Here is a 15,079-nt window from a genome sequence, read left to right as displayed (position 1 = left end):
CTCCTTAGTTACTATGTGTGTCTCCATATACTATCCATCCATACTCTATTTTTCATGTTCAAAACAAAAACCCCATTTAAATACACATTACTGAATCCATCATACTAAATGACTTCTTCATTCTGTCTATCTAAATGGGATTAATTCGTACCCTTTATTTCTTCTTCTTTTTACTCCATTGGTTGTTGTGGCTGCACTACTTCATTCGCTCCAGCTACCCTCAACATATTCGCAATATCTTTAAAACCTCTTTTTTCAGCATGTTGCAATGGCCTAGTCCCTTCATTGTTAGCCATATTTACATCCGCTCCATGCTCAATAAGCATTTGAATTACCCTTTTATGGCTGTCACTACCATTTCCTAACACAATCGTTTCTAATAATGCTGTCCCACCACGATTATTTTTATAATTCACATCAATATCCGTATGTTCTAATAATTCTTTTACGACCTCTACATGACCACGCTCTGATGCAGAAATTAATGCTGTTCCACCCGACCTAGTAGTTTCTTTCGTATTAGCACCTGCATTAATTAGTAGTTTTACGATGTCTGTATAGCCCTCTCTGCTAGCATAAAGAAATGGATTGCTTTGTTTTTCATCTTGGATTTCAATATCGGCGCCTGCATCAATTAACGCTTTAACTGTCTCTATATGATTTTGATACACCGCTGCCAAGATAGGTGTTTCTCCATTATCGCCCTCTACGTTTATATTTGCCCCGTCCTTTATTAATTTCATAGTCGTTTCTGTATCACCTAGGGTCGCAGAAAGCAATAATTGCTTATCCATTAAATTTATACCAGTCTCTTCTTTATCTTTTTCCTTTTCTTTATGCTTTTCTTGCTTTTTTTCGTTTTTCACGTGAACCGGTTTCGATTCAGGTTCTTCTTGCTTATCACAAGCCACTACCATCATTAAAAGTCCTAATAATGTACATAATAAAATTTTTTGTTTTCTCACAACTACAGCTCCTATGAAAGATAATGTTTTCTTAACCATTCCTCCATCACATGCAATAACTCTTCTTCAATAGATTTATCCATAAGCACCTTATATTCCTTCTTCAATTGTCATAGTATACTTATGCTCATGTTTTCTCAACATATAATTCATGTTTGGAATGATATGCCACCCAGCTCCATCATTAATATTATGGAGCAATTAGTTTAGCATGTTTCAGCGATACTTGTACATCTTTGTTACCCTTAATTACTCAAATACACATAGTAATCACTCTGAATATGTCACTATATTATATTGTAACTGTTCTTCTAACTATTTTACACCTTTTATCTTTCAATTTTTCATCTCATCAGCCAAAGAAAAGAACAACCTTAGATGGTTGTCCTTTATGTAACTACTGTTTCGGATTAATGAGAATGTCCTCCGCTATTCCCTTTTTTCGGTTTCCCTATCATCTCTTTATTCATTTCCCACCTATGCTCTGATAAATCTTTATAGGAAAGGACCGCCCCAGTATATTTAGACACAAAACTTTCTGCATCTTTTTTATCTTTAAAAGAAATTACGTTATAAGCCATAGGTGTTGTTATTGTTTTATCATATACATAAGTTGCTTCCTGCAATGGAATCCAATCTTTCGTATCGTAGTCTCGCACAAATTTTTCTTTCATATTCTCATTTTTATTGTTATCCATCCATTTATACATGCAGCCAATATCATCAAATTTTAATGCTTTTCCATTCTCCAAAATAATTTCTGTTGTGAATTGATTATCCATTACCCCTATTTGACAAATATCACACTTATCGTTTTTCTCATCAACTGCAACAACTTCTATTTCCTTTTTTCCACACCCTACTACTGTAAATACGAAACATAAACATATAGCAAGCGCAGCATACTTTACTCTCATCCTTATTTCCTCCCTAAAAAACAATATAATCCCCCTCAACGAGAATACATTATTTCAAAATATCTATTCGTTATATTTATATTCAACTAGAAGAATATCAAAAAACTGTGTGAGATTTGTGAAAAAACAATGTTCTTTTTGTAATATATGGAACAAAAAAGAGATGTGCAGTTACTTCTACACATCTCTCATCATTCACAACCAGTAATTAATAAATCATCTTCCAACTTAACTAATAATGTGTCCGTATCAATGTTCTGTCCAACTTCTACATTTACTAATCTTATATTTCCACTGATCCCTACTGCGATTTTTTCAATCTCGCCGTCATTTTTTCGGATCATCATTAATTTCTCCCATTCATATACGTAAGAGGTTTCATTAATAAAAATCTCTTCTACTATTCCTGTACATGAACTATAAATTTCTTCTATTCTTGTTTCCATTCAAAATCTACTCCCTACTTCACGCGCTTCTCTTTTTCACCTTATTCTACCATTCTTGCATACAGGTATTTATCTTTTTAAAAATTCAAAATTACCTCGTGAACAAAATGATCAAAATAAAGATTATGTTTCTAATGATGTTATTTCTTTAATTATTTACCATTCGAATTGAACCTTTTATTATAAATAAAAAACCTTTTATCTGAATTTTCGTTCTATATTGAAAGCGCAATCATTTTTTTGAGGGGGAGATTACATGGTAGCATTACTTGGATTTGCAATGGTATTTGTCTTTATGTTTTTGATTATGACTAAACGTATGTCAGCATTAGTAGCATTAATATTAATTCCAATTATTTTCGCATTAATTGGTGGATTTTATGCAAATATGGGTCCTATGATGTTAGACGGTATTAAAAAGTTAGCACCTACTGGTATTATGCTTATGTTCGCCATTTTATATTTTGGGATTATGATTGATAGTGGTTTATTTGATCCTGTCATTAGTAAAATTTTGAAATTTGTAAAAGGTGACCCTTTAAAAATTGTTGTTGGTACGGCTATCCTTACTATTATCGTTTCATTAGATGGGGACGGAACAACAACATATATGATTACAGTTTCCGCAATGTATCCACTATATAAACGTCTTGGGATGAATCCACTTATATTAGCTGGGGTTGTTATGTTAGGAGCAGGTGTGACAAATCTTACACCTTGGGGTGGACCAACAGCTCGGGTTATGAGTGCTCTTGGACTTGATGCATCAGAACTCTTCACACCACTTATACCAGGAATGATTGCTGGTGCAATTTGGGTAGTTTTCGTTGCCTACTATCTTGGAAAAAAAGAAAGAAAACGTTTAGGAATTATGGATGTGCAATACTTAAAACACATGCAAACAATGGATGAGCAAGCTGCGACAGTTGAAGCTGAAATACATAAACGCCCGAAACTGCTATGGATTAACTTTTTATTAACTGCTTCCCTCCTCGTTTGTCTCATACTAGAGATTATGCCGTTACCTGTTTTATTTACAGTCGCTTTTGCTATTGCTGTTATGATTAACTACCCTAACTTAGAACAACAAAAAGAGCGTATTGCGTCTCACGCTGGGAACGTATTAGCGGTTGTTTCTCTCGTCTTTGCTGCTGGAATTTTCACAGGTATTCTATCTGGAACAAAAATGGTAGATGCGATGGCTCAAAGTGTTGTTACTCTTATACCAGATGCACTTGGCCCCCAGCTTCCAATTATTACAGCTTTACTAAGTATGCCGTTCACATTTTTCATGTCTAATGATGCTTTTTACTTCGGTGTATTACCTATTTTAACGAAAGCTGCTGCAGCTTACGGAATTAGTGCAGCAGAAATGGGACGTGCTTCGTTACTCGGTCAACCTGTTCACTTACTGAGTCCCCTCGTTGCTTCCACTTATTTATTAGTCGGTATGGCAAAGGTTGATTTTGGTGAACACCAACGATTTACTTTACTTTGGGCTGTTGGAACGACAATGGTTATGTTGATTACTGGAATTGCAATTGGAATTATTCCAATATAAGATGAAACAATAAAAACAGTAGAGGAAATGTAATCCTCTACTGTTTTTATTGTTGTGAAAGTCCCCTATGAAGAAACGCGGAAATACCTTCTTTCTGGCCTCCCCACACTTCCATATATAAGCTCCGCATGCACTTTCTTTCCAGAGATCAAATACTCTAAATAGCGCCTCGAAGTTGATCGGCTTACACCTACCATTGAACTTAGCATCTCTGCAGTAATTCCCTCCTCATTAACAGTTAACATATGCTTTTTTATTTTTGCTAACGTTAAAGGATCGATTCCTTTTGGTGCATATTCTATTTGATTTGCCTGCACCCCTCTTTGGGACCATAGATGTTCAATCTGTTCTGAAGATAATTGAGCATTTTTCTTTAACTTCGTAATCTTCTTTTGATAACTTTCTAAACTTGTTTTAAACCGATCAAACGTAAGTGGCTTTACGATATAATCTGTTACTCCGCCTCGTAAAGCATGCCGCACTACATCCGTCTCTGATGCGGCTGTAATCATAATAATATCTGTATCATGCAAATTATGCCTAATATATGTGACGAGTTCAGTCCCTTGCATGTCAGGTAAATATACATCTAATAAAACGAGTTGCGGCTTTACAAACTCTAACCATTCCTTCGCCTGTTCCCCAGTCGTTGCTGTTCCAATTACTTTAAACCCCTCAATTTTTTCAGTAAAACGACGATGAATTTCCGCAATCCGAATATCATCTTCTACAATCAATACTTCAATCCCCTCATTCATTACAATTCGCCTCTCTCTTTCGGTAATGCAATGATAAATAAAGCACCACCTAAATCCCCTTTTTCAATCGCAATACTTCCATTTAAATCTTCCACTAACTCTTTCACTTTTGCTAACCCATATCCACGTTTTTCGCCCGCTTTCGTCGAAAAACCTTTATAGAATATGCTTGTAATTATTTCATCATGAACACCTTGTCCTGAATCTTCCACTTCAATTAATATTTCTTCACCAATGTCTGTTACAAACATTCTTACTTTCTTATTATGCTCGTGATTTCTTTCAATTGCTTCAAATGCATTCGTAATCAAATTCCCTAAAATAGAAACAACGTAATTACTCTCAATATGCGGACTTAACTCTTCTAAACTACTTTCCCTATCTAACATAAAATCAATCTTCAACTCTCGCGCCCTATTATAAAATCCAATTAAAATCCCACCTAACCATGGATTTTGAATTCGTTTCATAATAAATTGAACGAACTCTTGATATACTGCCGTTTCCTTATGAATAAGCTCTAAAGCATCTTCATACGACTCTAATTGGATAAGACCTGAAAGCGTATATAATAAATTGTTATATTCATGCGTTTGTGCCCGCAATGCCTCTGTATATTGCCGCGTTTGAGACAATTCTGCTGTTAATTGATCCATTTCAGATTTCAGGCGTAAGCTGGATACTACACCCGTTACTTTATGATTAACTTTAATAGGGAGACGATTGGCAATAACATCCTGCCCCTTTATATTTAATTGGCGATCAAATTGTTCTTCTCCAGTTTGAAGTACATCCAGTATCGATGAATTAGGAATAACATCTAAAATAAATGCCCCTATTATATTTTGTTGTTTATCTAAAGAAAGGATATCGTATGCCGCTTGATTTACTAAACTAACCATTCCATTTTTATCGATTACTACAATTCCTTCACGTACAGATTGAATAACTGTACTATGCTCCTCGTATAAAGATGAAATTTCTTCTGGCTCCATTCCAAACATCATCCGCTTAATACTTTTTGCTAAATATACAGAGCCAATTATCCCAATTAACAGACCTGTTATTGTAATCCAAAACACACGCTTTCCATACACTTCTATCGCTCCATGAATATCATCCATTGAAAAACCAACAGATACTACACCAATAATTTCATTATCCTGATTACGAATTGGGACTTTTCCACGTAATGAAGGCCCTAATGATCCCGTTGCTTTCGAAACGTAAGATTTCCCTTCTAATAGAACCCCTTCGTTATCTCCACCCACCATAGCTTCTCCTATTTTATCTCGCTTAGGATGTGCATAACGAATACCATCTTTATTTCCAACTACAATAAAGTCAGCATCTGTTTCGATTCGAATTTCTTCTGCAATTGGCTGAATAATAGAAGCTGGATTTTCTTTTTGAAAAGCTTCCCCGATTTCCGGTATAGCAGCAACTGTTTTCGCAACATGCAACGCCCTTTTTCCAATTTGCTCTTCTACTGTTTCAGATAATATATAGTAAAATAAATAGCTCGTTAACAGCAGTACAGCAAGAATAAGTGTACTAATAGTTAATGTAATTCTCGGTTGCAATTTCAATTTCTTCAATTTCAAAATCATTCCCCTAACATTACTGAAGATAGAATTCAAAGAATATACAGATTTTTCAACTTAATCATACCACATTTATTTCTTTACTTTTATATCATTATTCACTACTCTGCCTTAGTGTTAGCAGAGAGTCATATAAACACACAAAAGCCCCTCTAATATCTATTTACTAGAGGGGCTTTTCACCTTACTATTCCTTATCTTTCTCTACTTCTTTTTTCTCACCTTCTACTACAGATACGACAGGTTTATCGTTTGATAGTTGCTGTACTGCACCTTTTCCAGCAAATCCTTCTAGTAATTCTTTTAAATCAATACCAGAAGAGGCTTTTAAAGTTTCTTGCATTGTTGCCATTAAATCTGTCGCATACCCTGCAACTTTCCCGGCACCGCTATTCTTTCCACCACCGCCTGTATCAACGACTGTAATTTTATCAATGTTGCTAAGTGGACTCGCAATTTCTTTCGCATAACTTGGAAGCATTTTAAGAACCATATCCATAATCGCGGCTTGCCCATATAATTCAAATGCTTCTGCAATTTTTTGTTTCGCTTCTGCTTCTGCTAAACCTTTTAATCTAATAACATCTGCTTCCGCTGTACCTTGTGCCTTTTGTACTTCTGCCTTTGCCTGACCTTGTGCTTTTTCAATTTCTGCTTTTGCTAACCCTTCTACACGAACTTCTTCTGCACGTGCTCTTGCTTCTGCTTCAATTTTATATTGATCCGCATCTGCTTTTTTCATTTGTTTTACTTTTTCCGCTTCAGCTGATTGTTCAACAGCATAGCGATCTGCATCTGCCTTTTTCTTTACTTCTGCATCGTATTGCTTTTCACGACGCGCAATCTCTTTTTCTTCTAACTCAATTTGCTTTTCACGCTCAATGATTTTAACTCGCATTTGCTCTTCTGTAACACCTTGTTGTGCTTTCGCTTGTTGTAATTCATAAGAAAGATCTGCATCTGCGCGAGCTTGTTCTTGGTCTCTCTTATAAGATTGTACTTTTAATTCTTTATGTTTTTCAGCTTCAGCGATTTGTGCATCACGTTGATATTCTGCTTCTTTTGCTTCTTTCTCAGCACGAGCTTTTTCAATTCTCGCCTCTTTTTCACGCTCTGCATTTGCAACTGTTGCATCACGCTTAACCATTGCAATTTGCGGCTGACCAAGTGCATCTAAGTAACCGTTTTTATCCATTATTTCTTTAATTGTAAAGGAAACGATGCGAAGTCCCATCTTCTTCAAATCAGTAGAAGCTACTTCATGCACCTTTTGTGCGAATTGCTCTCTATTACTATAAGCATCTTCTACTGTCATAGAAGATAAAATAGCACGTAGATGCCCTTCTAAAACTTCTTTTGCTTCTACTTTTAACTCTTCCGTTTCTTTTCCTAAATATTGTTCAGCTGCTGTAGAAACTTCTTCAATTGTCGATCCTACTTTAATAATAGAAACACCGTTTACTGTAATCGGTACACCTTGTTTCGTATACGTATCACGTGTTCCAACTTCTAATTTATAGTTTAATAAGCTAAGAAGTTCTGCTCGTTGCATAATTGGCACAACGAAAGTACCACCACCGCGGATAATCTTAATCTTCTTTCCATCATCAGTGGTAACAACATTCTTTCCACCACCAAGCCAGTTCCCTGTTACAATTAATGCTTCATCTGGACCAACTGTACGATACTTCGTAATGAATACTAAAATGAGTAGAATTAAAATTGCGAGTAAAACTCCACCGATAATTAATGGAATCGTCATGTAAATTCCCCCTTATAATTTTGGTTTTTTTAAAGAATAAGCGATGTTCTGTACAAGCAAAACACCATCTTGAACTCCCTCGATAATAACTTCAGTTCCTTGTGAAATATCTTTCTTTCCAATTGTTTTAGCTGGGATTGCATTACTTCCAAATTTAGAGGAGATTAATACTTCACCAAATCCTTCTGTAGGAATTGTCGTAATGACTTCTCCCTTGCAACCAATGAATTCATCCATACGCTGCACCGTGTTTTGTTCTGCTTCTGCAATTGGTTTTAAAATTAGTATTTTCATTATGAAAACACCGATAAAAGATATAGCAAATGAGCCCCCGAAAATAACGAGACTATTATAGGAATATAAATACTCTCCTATATAACTAAGTCCACATAACATTGCGAAAAAACTAAGTAGCAACGTTACAACGGATACAGATCCGCCTCCAAAACTAAATATTGATTCAAAAATATCTCCAAAAAAGATATAAATAACAGTAAGTATAGTTGCAATTATAAATCCGTATAAATAAATTGTTTCAAGTGGATAACCAAACAAGATCATTTCTTATCCCCCTTTCTTAAACAACCCTCTTTTTATTTGTATGAATCACCTCTTTCAAAGATTATCGTTCTTAATTTTCAGTTATTTATTTTTTAAAGAAAAACCTGTAAGACAGGCCCCTAAAAAAGAACAGGAGAAACCTATTGTGACAGGCTCCTCCTAGTAAATAACCGATATATTATATATCTATATAATATACTATTTTCCACAAAAAGTAAAGTTAAACATACATTGGAAAAGCATTTATTTTACTGATAATGCGTATGTTCCATCGCCATTATCATATTTATATACATACAAGTAGTACTTACCTGGTTTTGCATTAAATTTTGCTTCTATATGATTTCCATTAGCTTGACCGTAAGCTGCATAATTTTGCATATTTGATTCATGGTGAAGTACCCATGTCATCCCGATTCCATGCTCATTTAAAATAGAAATATCGATATCTTTCGCTGATGCTACATTAAATGTATAAACATCGGTGTGATCCCCGCCGATAAGGCTACCTTTTATAGTAGTGTTTAGCCCGATACGATTTGCTTCCTCTGGACGATTATTTGGTTCAGATTCTGTTAAACGTCCATCTTTAATCGTAACATTTGTTTCGCTTCTACTCTCTTTTCCTTTATCATCTTTTACTCTTAACGCTACTTTATAAGTTCCTTCTCTTTCATATGCATGTACTGGATTAACTTCTGTACTTGTTCTTCCGTCTCCAAACTCCCATGAATAAGAAACGATTTTTCCATCTTCGTCGTTTGATCCATCACTTTTGAATTGAATTCCTTCTTTTACAAGCCCATTATAAGGACCGTTTATATTAACTGTCGGAGCTTTATTTTCTCCGTCATCTTTTGCGATACCATGAAAGACTACATCATATTCAAATTGATTGGAACTATTCACACGATAATTGACGAAATATGCTGTAACCGTTTTGTAGCCGCTCCATTCTTTTTGCGATACTTGTTCTAAAGCTTCATTTACTCTTTTACTCATTGCGTTCCAGTCTTCTGATTCACCTTTTGTTACACTACCTGTAAACGTACCTTCTAATGTAAATGTATTAAAGAATTGAGACTCATATTTTGTCATTTTTGTATCTTTCATAGACAACGTCTCACTAATTTCTTTCTTCACTTCTGTTAACGATTTTGGTGCATGTTCATTGAAATAATCATCTGCTACTTCCGGCACATTATACTTATCTTGATTATCAATTAACTGCTGCATATAAGCTTGGTACTCTTTATTTAACTTCGGATCTTTACTTAAAGTTTCACGATATGTATCATAATTTTTCACGTCATTCGCACGAATTAAATCTTGAATTTTATCAAACGTTTCAAATTGATGAGTATATAAGTACGACTGCAATGCGAACGAGTAGTTATAGAAATCCCAAGAACCATATTTAGCAAATAGTGTACGCTCTGCTGTATAACGGCTTGCAGGATCAGATGATAATCCGCTAATGATGCTCTTTCTCGGTACTACATTATTTGTACGAGTAGATCCTGCGAAAAATTCTGCATTCCCTTCTTGGAACCAAGTTAATCTTTCATTTTGATACATATCTCCTCTTCCAAATAAACCAGGAACTTCATATCTTCCTTGAAGATAATGAGTGAACTCATGACGGAATAGCTCTTCTAAACTATAAATACTTTGCTCTGGCGTACGCTCATATGTAAAGAATGTACCTGTCTCTTCAATATAAATTCCACCATTGTTTGTTTCATATCCATACAATTGTCTATTTAACTGATATTCATCTGGAGTATTATAGATTACTATCGTTAATACGTCGTCTGCATTACCTTGTTCTAAAGCTTTATCATTTCCAATTACACGATGATATTGAGCCTTTACTTCCTTTGCTGCCCAATATAATCTCTTAATTTTCTCTTCGGATACTTTATCTCCCGTTTTGAATACAATAGATCCATCATCAAATGTATACGTTTTTGGTAAGTACTGCTCTTTCCCTTCTTCACGTATCTTTTCTAAATCTATCGTATTCCCGCTATAATCTTTCCCGTTATAGTTTGTTGTAATTTGTTCTACCGCAACAAAATACGGTTCACTTAAACGTGGATACATATGCATTGCTTGTGTAACAACCTCTAATCCTTTATTTGGATTGCTATGAAACTTTCCTAAACGGCTAGCAAAATAAATTCCATTATTAACGAGCCATTTATTTTCTGGCGTTACTTCATTTAGAAGAGCAATACGATTTATTTCATTAATAAACCCATCTACTTTTCCATACCACATCGTTTCATTCGCTTCTTTACGAGCCTCAATTAAGTAAGACTGTATATCATAGTCAATGCCTTGCATCATATCGTACACAGCTTGTCCTTTCATACGATCGTCTACATATGCATTAAAATTATCATTATATTGTTTTAAAATATTCGATGCGTATTGCACCGTTTCAACATCACTTGATGCATTACTAATTAATTTACCGTATGCAGATACTACTGTATCTTGCTCATTTGTTCCAAGCTTAAAGTTTGGATTTTTTGCGATTGCTTTTAAAGCAGGTAAACATTTATCCTGGAAGCTTCTTTCATTTAAGGCGCTTAATTCATTATTATAGAATGCAAGATAAAAAGCCGAACGTAACACTTCAGTAAACGTTTGAATTCCTTTTGAATCATCTTTCGTAAATGTACTACCTCTATGAGCTAATTCGTCTATAATTACTTGCATTTTTCCTTTGTCCTGATAAAAAGTTTTCGCGTCTTCATTAAACTGGAACAAGTCTGTAATTTGATTCCACTTAATACTTCCTAACGTTTCAATCAATTCTTGATCATTCATTTTGTTTAAATCAGCCATCGAATAGCTTTCTTTAACTTGCTTTACTTCTGAACTCTTCGTAATAGGTGCTGGTCGCTGTGACAAGTCTCCTACTTTTAAACGTTCTTGAAACGATAATGTTTCCTCGGCTTTAGAAGCATGTCCAACCTCATCTACTGGCTTTTCAATTCCAACCGGTTTCGTTTTCAACACGTTATACGATACCTGTTCTTCTGCTAATACATTCGTTTGAATTGCTCCTAACGATAGCGCCATTGTACTAATACTAAGCATCACTTTATTAATCTTTAATTTCTTGTTCATATCATTGCCCCCTATTTATATATTCCATTCACGAAATTAACATATTATCTGGATAAAGTGATATAAAATGCAATATTTCATATTATTTCTTCATACATTTTGAACGTATCGTGAACGAAGAGTACTCACAATTTCCGCTACAGTTTCTCCATTATTTAAGTGATCAAAACATCCTCGTATTAATATCCTTCCCCTATTCAAAAATACCTTATCATAAGCATATTTCAACATGAAATTGCTATGATAAGGTATTCTCAAAAAATATATATTCTTTGTAATAATAAGATAAAACGTTATTTATTTCTTAAATAATCTCTTTCTAAATACAAACATACTTAATGCTGAAAAAACAAGTGCTAATCCAGAAAGTAAACTCGATGTGTTAGCTTGACCACCAGTTGCTGCTAAAGATTTCTGATTTTCCTCTTGCTTCTTAGCATGTTGTTTATTTGAATCTTTTTCTTTCGTACTCTCTTGTCCTACCACTTTCACTGACCCAACTTGATTATCCCCTTTTGGCTCTTGATCCAATCTAGTTGTCGCTTCTTTTACCTCTTCTTTTGTTTCTCCAACTTCTTTTGCTGGTTCTTTTACCTCTTCTTTTGTTTCTCCAACTTCTTTTGCTGGTTCTTTCACTTCTTCTTTTATACCTTCAACTTCTTTTACCGGCTCTTTTACTTCTCCTTTTGTTTCTTCAACTTCTTTTACCGGCTCTTTTACTTCTTCTTTTGTTTCTTCAACTTCTTTTACCGGCTCTTTTACTTCTTCTTTTGTTTCTTCAACTTCTTTTATCGGCTCTTTTACTTCTTCTTTTGTTTCTTCAATTTCTTTTGTCGGTTCTTTCACTTCTTCTTTTATTTCCTCAACTTCTTTTGTTTCCTCAACTTCTTTTACCGGCTCTTTTACTTCTTCTTTTGTTTCTTCAACTTCTTTTACCGGCTCTTTTACTTCTTCTTTTTCAACTATATTTTGAATCACTGTTCCGTTAAATCTTATACTAATTTCATCAGAATCTAACTCGAATTTATATACCTTTTCGCCTGGAGTACTCCATTTTATTACTCCGTTATTAAGCGTTCCCGCCTCACTTGACAATTTAATATTCTCAATAGTTTCTCCTTCTAAATCATATACAGGAACTTGAATTTCTTCATTTACTTTTGCATCATTTAAAACGATTTTTTGTCTTCCGACATCAATTGTAAACCACTGACCTAACTGTATTAACGGCCTTACATCACGAATCTCATTTCCAGCTAATGTTAGACTAATTAAGTCTAACATCGAGCCAAGAACCGATACATCTTTAACACGATTGTCTGCAAGATTTAACCACTGTAGATTTTTCAATAAAGATAACGGTGTTATATCTTCAATTTGATTATGAGATACATTCATAGCGTTCAATTGTTTCAAGTTCGAGATGAACTCAATATTTTTCAAGCCCACTCCTTCTAAAGTTAAGTTTTCTAAATTCACCATGGACTCTAAACCAGTTACATCCTTTATCTCTTTTCCTTTTTCTTTAAGTATCTCTAATGTTTTAATCTGTAATAAATCCTCTTTTGTTATAGGGGCATTGAGATTCTCTCTACCTAAATTCTCTTTATTAATATGTTGTTGTAAAGTTTTATCAAGAATTACATTTTCACTTTCTTTTTGTTTTTCAACTATATTCTGTATAACCATCCCATTAAACCTTATTTTACTTTCAGCAGAATTCGTATCTAATCTAAATTCATATATTTTTTCTCCAGGGCTATTCCATTTTATAAATCCGTTATTCAGAGTAGCTCCCTCACTTTTTAAATTAATATTTTGAAGTGGTTCTCCTTTAAGATTATATATTGGAATTTTTATTGCTTCATCTACGCTTGCTTCATCTAAAAAGATTTTTTGTCTCTGAATGTCAATCCAAATTCGCTTACCTAGTTCTTGAACAGGCCTTATATCAAAAATCTCATTCGCTGCAAGGTTTACTTCGTGTAAATTTGTTAGCTCGCCAAGTGCTGATATATCAGAAATATAATTCTCTTCTAAATTCAGTACTTGTAATTTTCCTAATTTAGATAATGGTGATATATCTTTTATTTCACTATCAGCAATTTCTAGTTCAATAAGGTTACTCATTTTACTAATAGGCTCAACATCACTAATTTTATTATTTCCTATCCATAGTAGTTTCACATTCTTTAACTTCTCAATACCCGAAAGATTACTAATTTGATTATTTGCTAAGTATACTTCTTTTAAAGATGACACTGTAAATAATGGTGTAAGATCTTTTATATTATTACCGATTAAATCTAATGTTTTAATCTTTTTCATTTGACTTAATGGTGTAAGATCCGCAATTTTGTTATCTCTTAAAAAGAGCATGTCAAGATTCTCTAGCTTAGAAACGGGTTGAATGCTTTCAATTGGATTAGAGGATAAATCTAAAAACTTTAAATATCTCAATTCCGAGATAGCAGATATGTCTGTTACATTAGACTCTCTTAATGTCAACTTCTCTAAGTTTGTCATATATTCTAAACCAGCTATTTCATTTATTCCTTCACCTGAATATATGGTTAATGTTTTAATCTTTAATAAATCTTCCTTCGTTATAGGTTCATTTATATTTTTTCTATCTAAATTGTACTTATTAATATGCTGTTGTAATTTCTTATCAACTACTACATTCGCAACTTTTTCTTGTTTTTCCACTTTATCCTCTTTATTTTCCTTTTGCTTTTCTGGAACATTATTTTCTAAATTTAAAGTATTTACTTCAAACTGTACTTGATATTTATTATTATATCCCATTGTTGGAATATAAATATGCATTTGCATATTATACCTTTTTCCTAGTTCTCCAACTTCAAATTGAACAACCTTCGTCCCATTTTTCTTTTTATCCTCAGATATTACTTTCACATCATGAAACACACCAGGAGTATGAATATCCTCTGTTTTCAAGTATTGAAAGAAATCACTATCACTTAACGTTGCCGTTACGATTTTCTTTCCATTCTCGATTGTTAATTTCGGATCCTTTATATAAACAGCTGCCATGGACTCTTCATTTGTTTTATCTTTATACGCTTTAATAACAGCATCATATGTACCATTTTCTAAAGCATATCCAGTTTTATTTGCCTCAATTGCTACTGCCGCTAAAGCAGGTGTCGAATATACAGCAAACGGTAACGATAACGTCGCCGCTATTAACATTGCATTTATATGTTTTCTTTTATTTTTTTTCAACTTTACATCTCCTCCGAAATATATAAATCAAAATGTAATCATTCTCGAATAAATGATAATGATTTTCATTATCATTGTCAACTAAAAAAATAAAAAGTTTACAAAAAAATAAACC

At 33.9% G+C, this 15,079-nt stretch carries 10 protein-coding genes; 1 reads left to right on the top strand and 9 read right to left on the bottom strand.

Annotated elements, in window-relative coordinates; all coding sequences use genetic code 11:
- Positions 1 to 170: 170 nt before the first annotated feature.
- The 3 genes from EXW56_RS02875 to EXW56_RS02865 form a co-directional block, all read right to left on the bottom strand.
- On the bottom strand, positions 171 to 1,004 hold the full coding sequence (locus EXW56_RS02875; RefSeq protein ID WP_141558707.1) for an ankyrin repeat domain-containing protein: 834 nt from the start codon (positions 1,002 to 1,004) through the stop codon (positions 171 to 173).
- 371 nt (positions 1,005 to 1,375) lie between these two features.
- Positions 1,376 to 1,882 (bottom strand): nitrous oxide reductase accessory protein NosL, encoded by a 507-nt coding sequence (locus tag EXW56_RS02870; protein ID WP_002201833.1) that lies wholly within the window; start codon positions 1,880 to 1,882, stop codon positions 1,376 to 1,378.
- A gap of 191 nt (positions 1,883 to 2,073) precedes the next feature.
- Complete coding sequence (locus EXW56_RS02865; protein WP_002201834.1) at positions 2,074 to 2,328, bottom strand: hypothetical protein; 255 nt, start codon at positions 2,326 to 2,328, stop codon at positions 2,074 to 2,076.
- Between the two features lie 256 nt (positions 2,329 to 2,584).
- On the opposite strand from EXW56_RS02865, the gene EXW56_RS02860 reads away from it, so the two are divergent.
- Positions 2,585 to 3,889: a CitMHS family transporter gene (locus tag EXW56_RS02860; RefSeq protein ID WP_002201835.1), complete on the top strand. Its 1,305-nt coding sequence runs from the start codon at positions 2,585 to 2,587 to the stop codon at positions 3,887 to 3,889.
- 65 nt (positions 3,890 to 3,954) lie between these two features.
- Here the strand turns inward: EXW56_RS02860 and EXW56_RS02855 are convergent, their stop codons facing one another.
- The 6 genes from EXW56_RS02855 to EXW56_RS02830 form a co-directional block, all read right to left on the bottom strand.
- Positions 3,955 to 4,647, bottom strand: a complete 693-nt coding sequence (locus tag EXW56_RS02855; protein ID WP_002113922.1) for a response regulator — start codon at positions 4,645 to 4,647, stop codon at positions 3,955 to 3,957.
- Positions 4,647 to 6,257: an ATP-binding protein gene (locus EXW56_RS02850; RefSeq protein WP_080013751.1), complete on the bottom strand. Its 1,611-nt coding sequence runs from the start codon at positions 6,255 to 6,257 to the stop codon at positions 4,647 to 4,649. The genes EXW56_RS02855 and EXW56_RS02850 overlap by 1 nt, the downstream gene beginning before the upstream one ends.
- Positions 6,258 to 6,438: 181 nt before the next feature.
- Positions 6,439 to 8,013, bottom strand: a complete 1,575-nt coding sequence (locus tag EXW56_RS02845; RefSeq protein WP_002113918.1) for a flotillin lipid rafts scaffold protein FloT — start codon at positions 8,011 to 8,013, stop codon at positions 6,439 to 6,441.
- A gap of 12 nt (positions 8,014 to 8,025) precedes the next feature.
- Positions 8,026 to 8,574: an NfeD family protein gene (locus EXW56_RS02840; RefSeq protein WP_215557924.1), complete on the bottom strand. Its 549-nt coding sequence runs from the start codon at positions 8,572 to 8,574 to the stop codon at positions 8,026 to 8,028.
- 243 nt (positions 8,575 to 8,817) lie between these two features.
- On the bottom strand, positions 8,818 to 11,715 hold the full coding sequence (colA, locus tag EXW56_RS02835; RefSeq protein WP_215597166.1) for a collagenase ColA: 2,898 nt from the start codon (positions 11,713 to 11,715) through the stop codon (positions 8,818 to 8,820).
- Positions 11,716 to 12,012: 297 nt separating this feature from the next.
- On the bottom strand, positions 12,013 to 14,964 hold the full coding sequence (locus EXW56_RS02830; RefSeq protein WP_215597165.1) for a leucine-rich repeat domain-containing protein: 2,952 nt from the start codon (positions 14,962 to 14,964) through the stop codon (positions 12,013 to 12,015).
- Between the last annotated feature and the right edge of the window lie 115 nt (positions 14,965 to 15,079).

It is taken from the genome of Bacillus mycoides (genome assembly GCF_018742245.1).
Taxonomy (GTDB): Bacteria; Bacillota; Bacilli; order Bacillales; family Bacillaceae_G; genus Bacillus_A; species Bacillus_A cereus_U.
The sequence above is the reverse complement of the archived record's forward strand: the minus strand, read 5'-3'. Positions and strand labels throughout refer to the sequence as shown.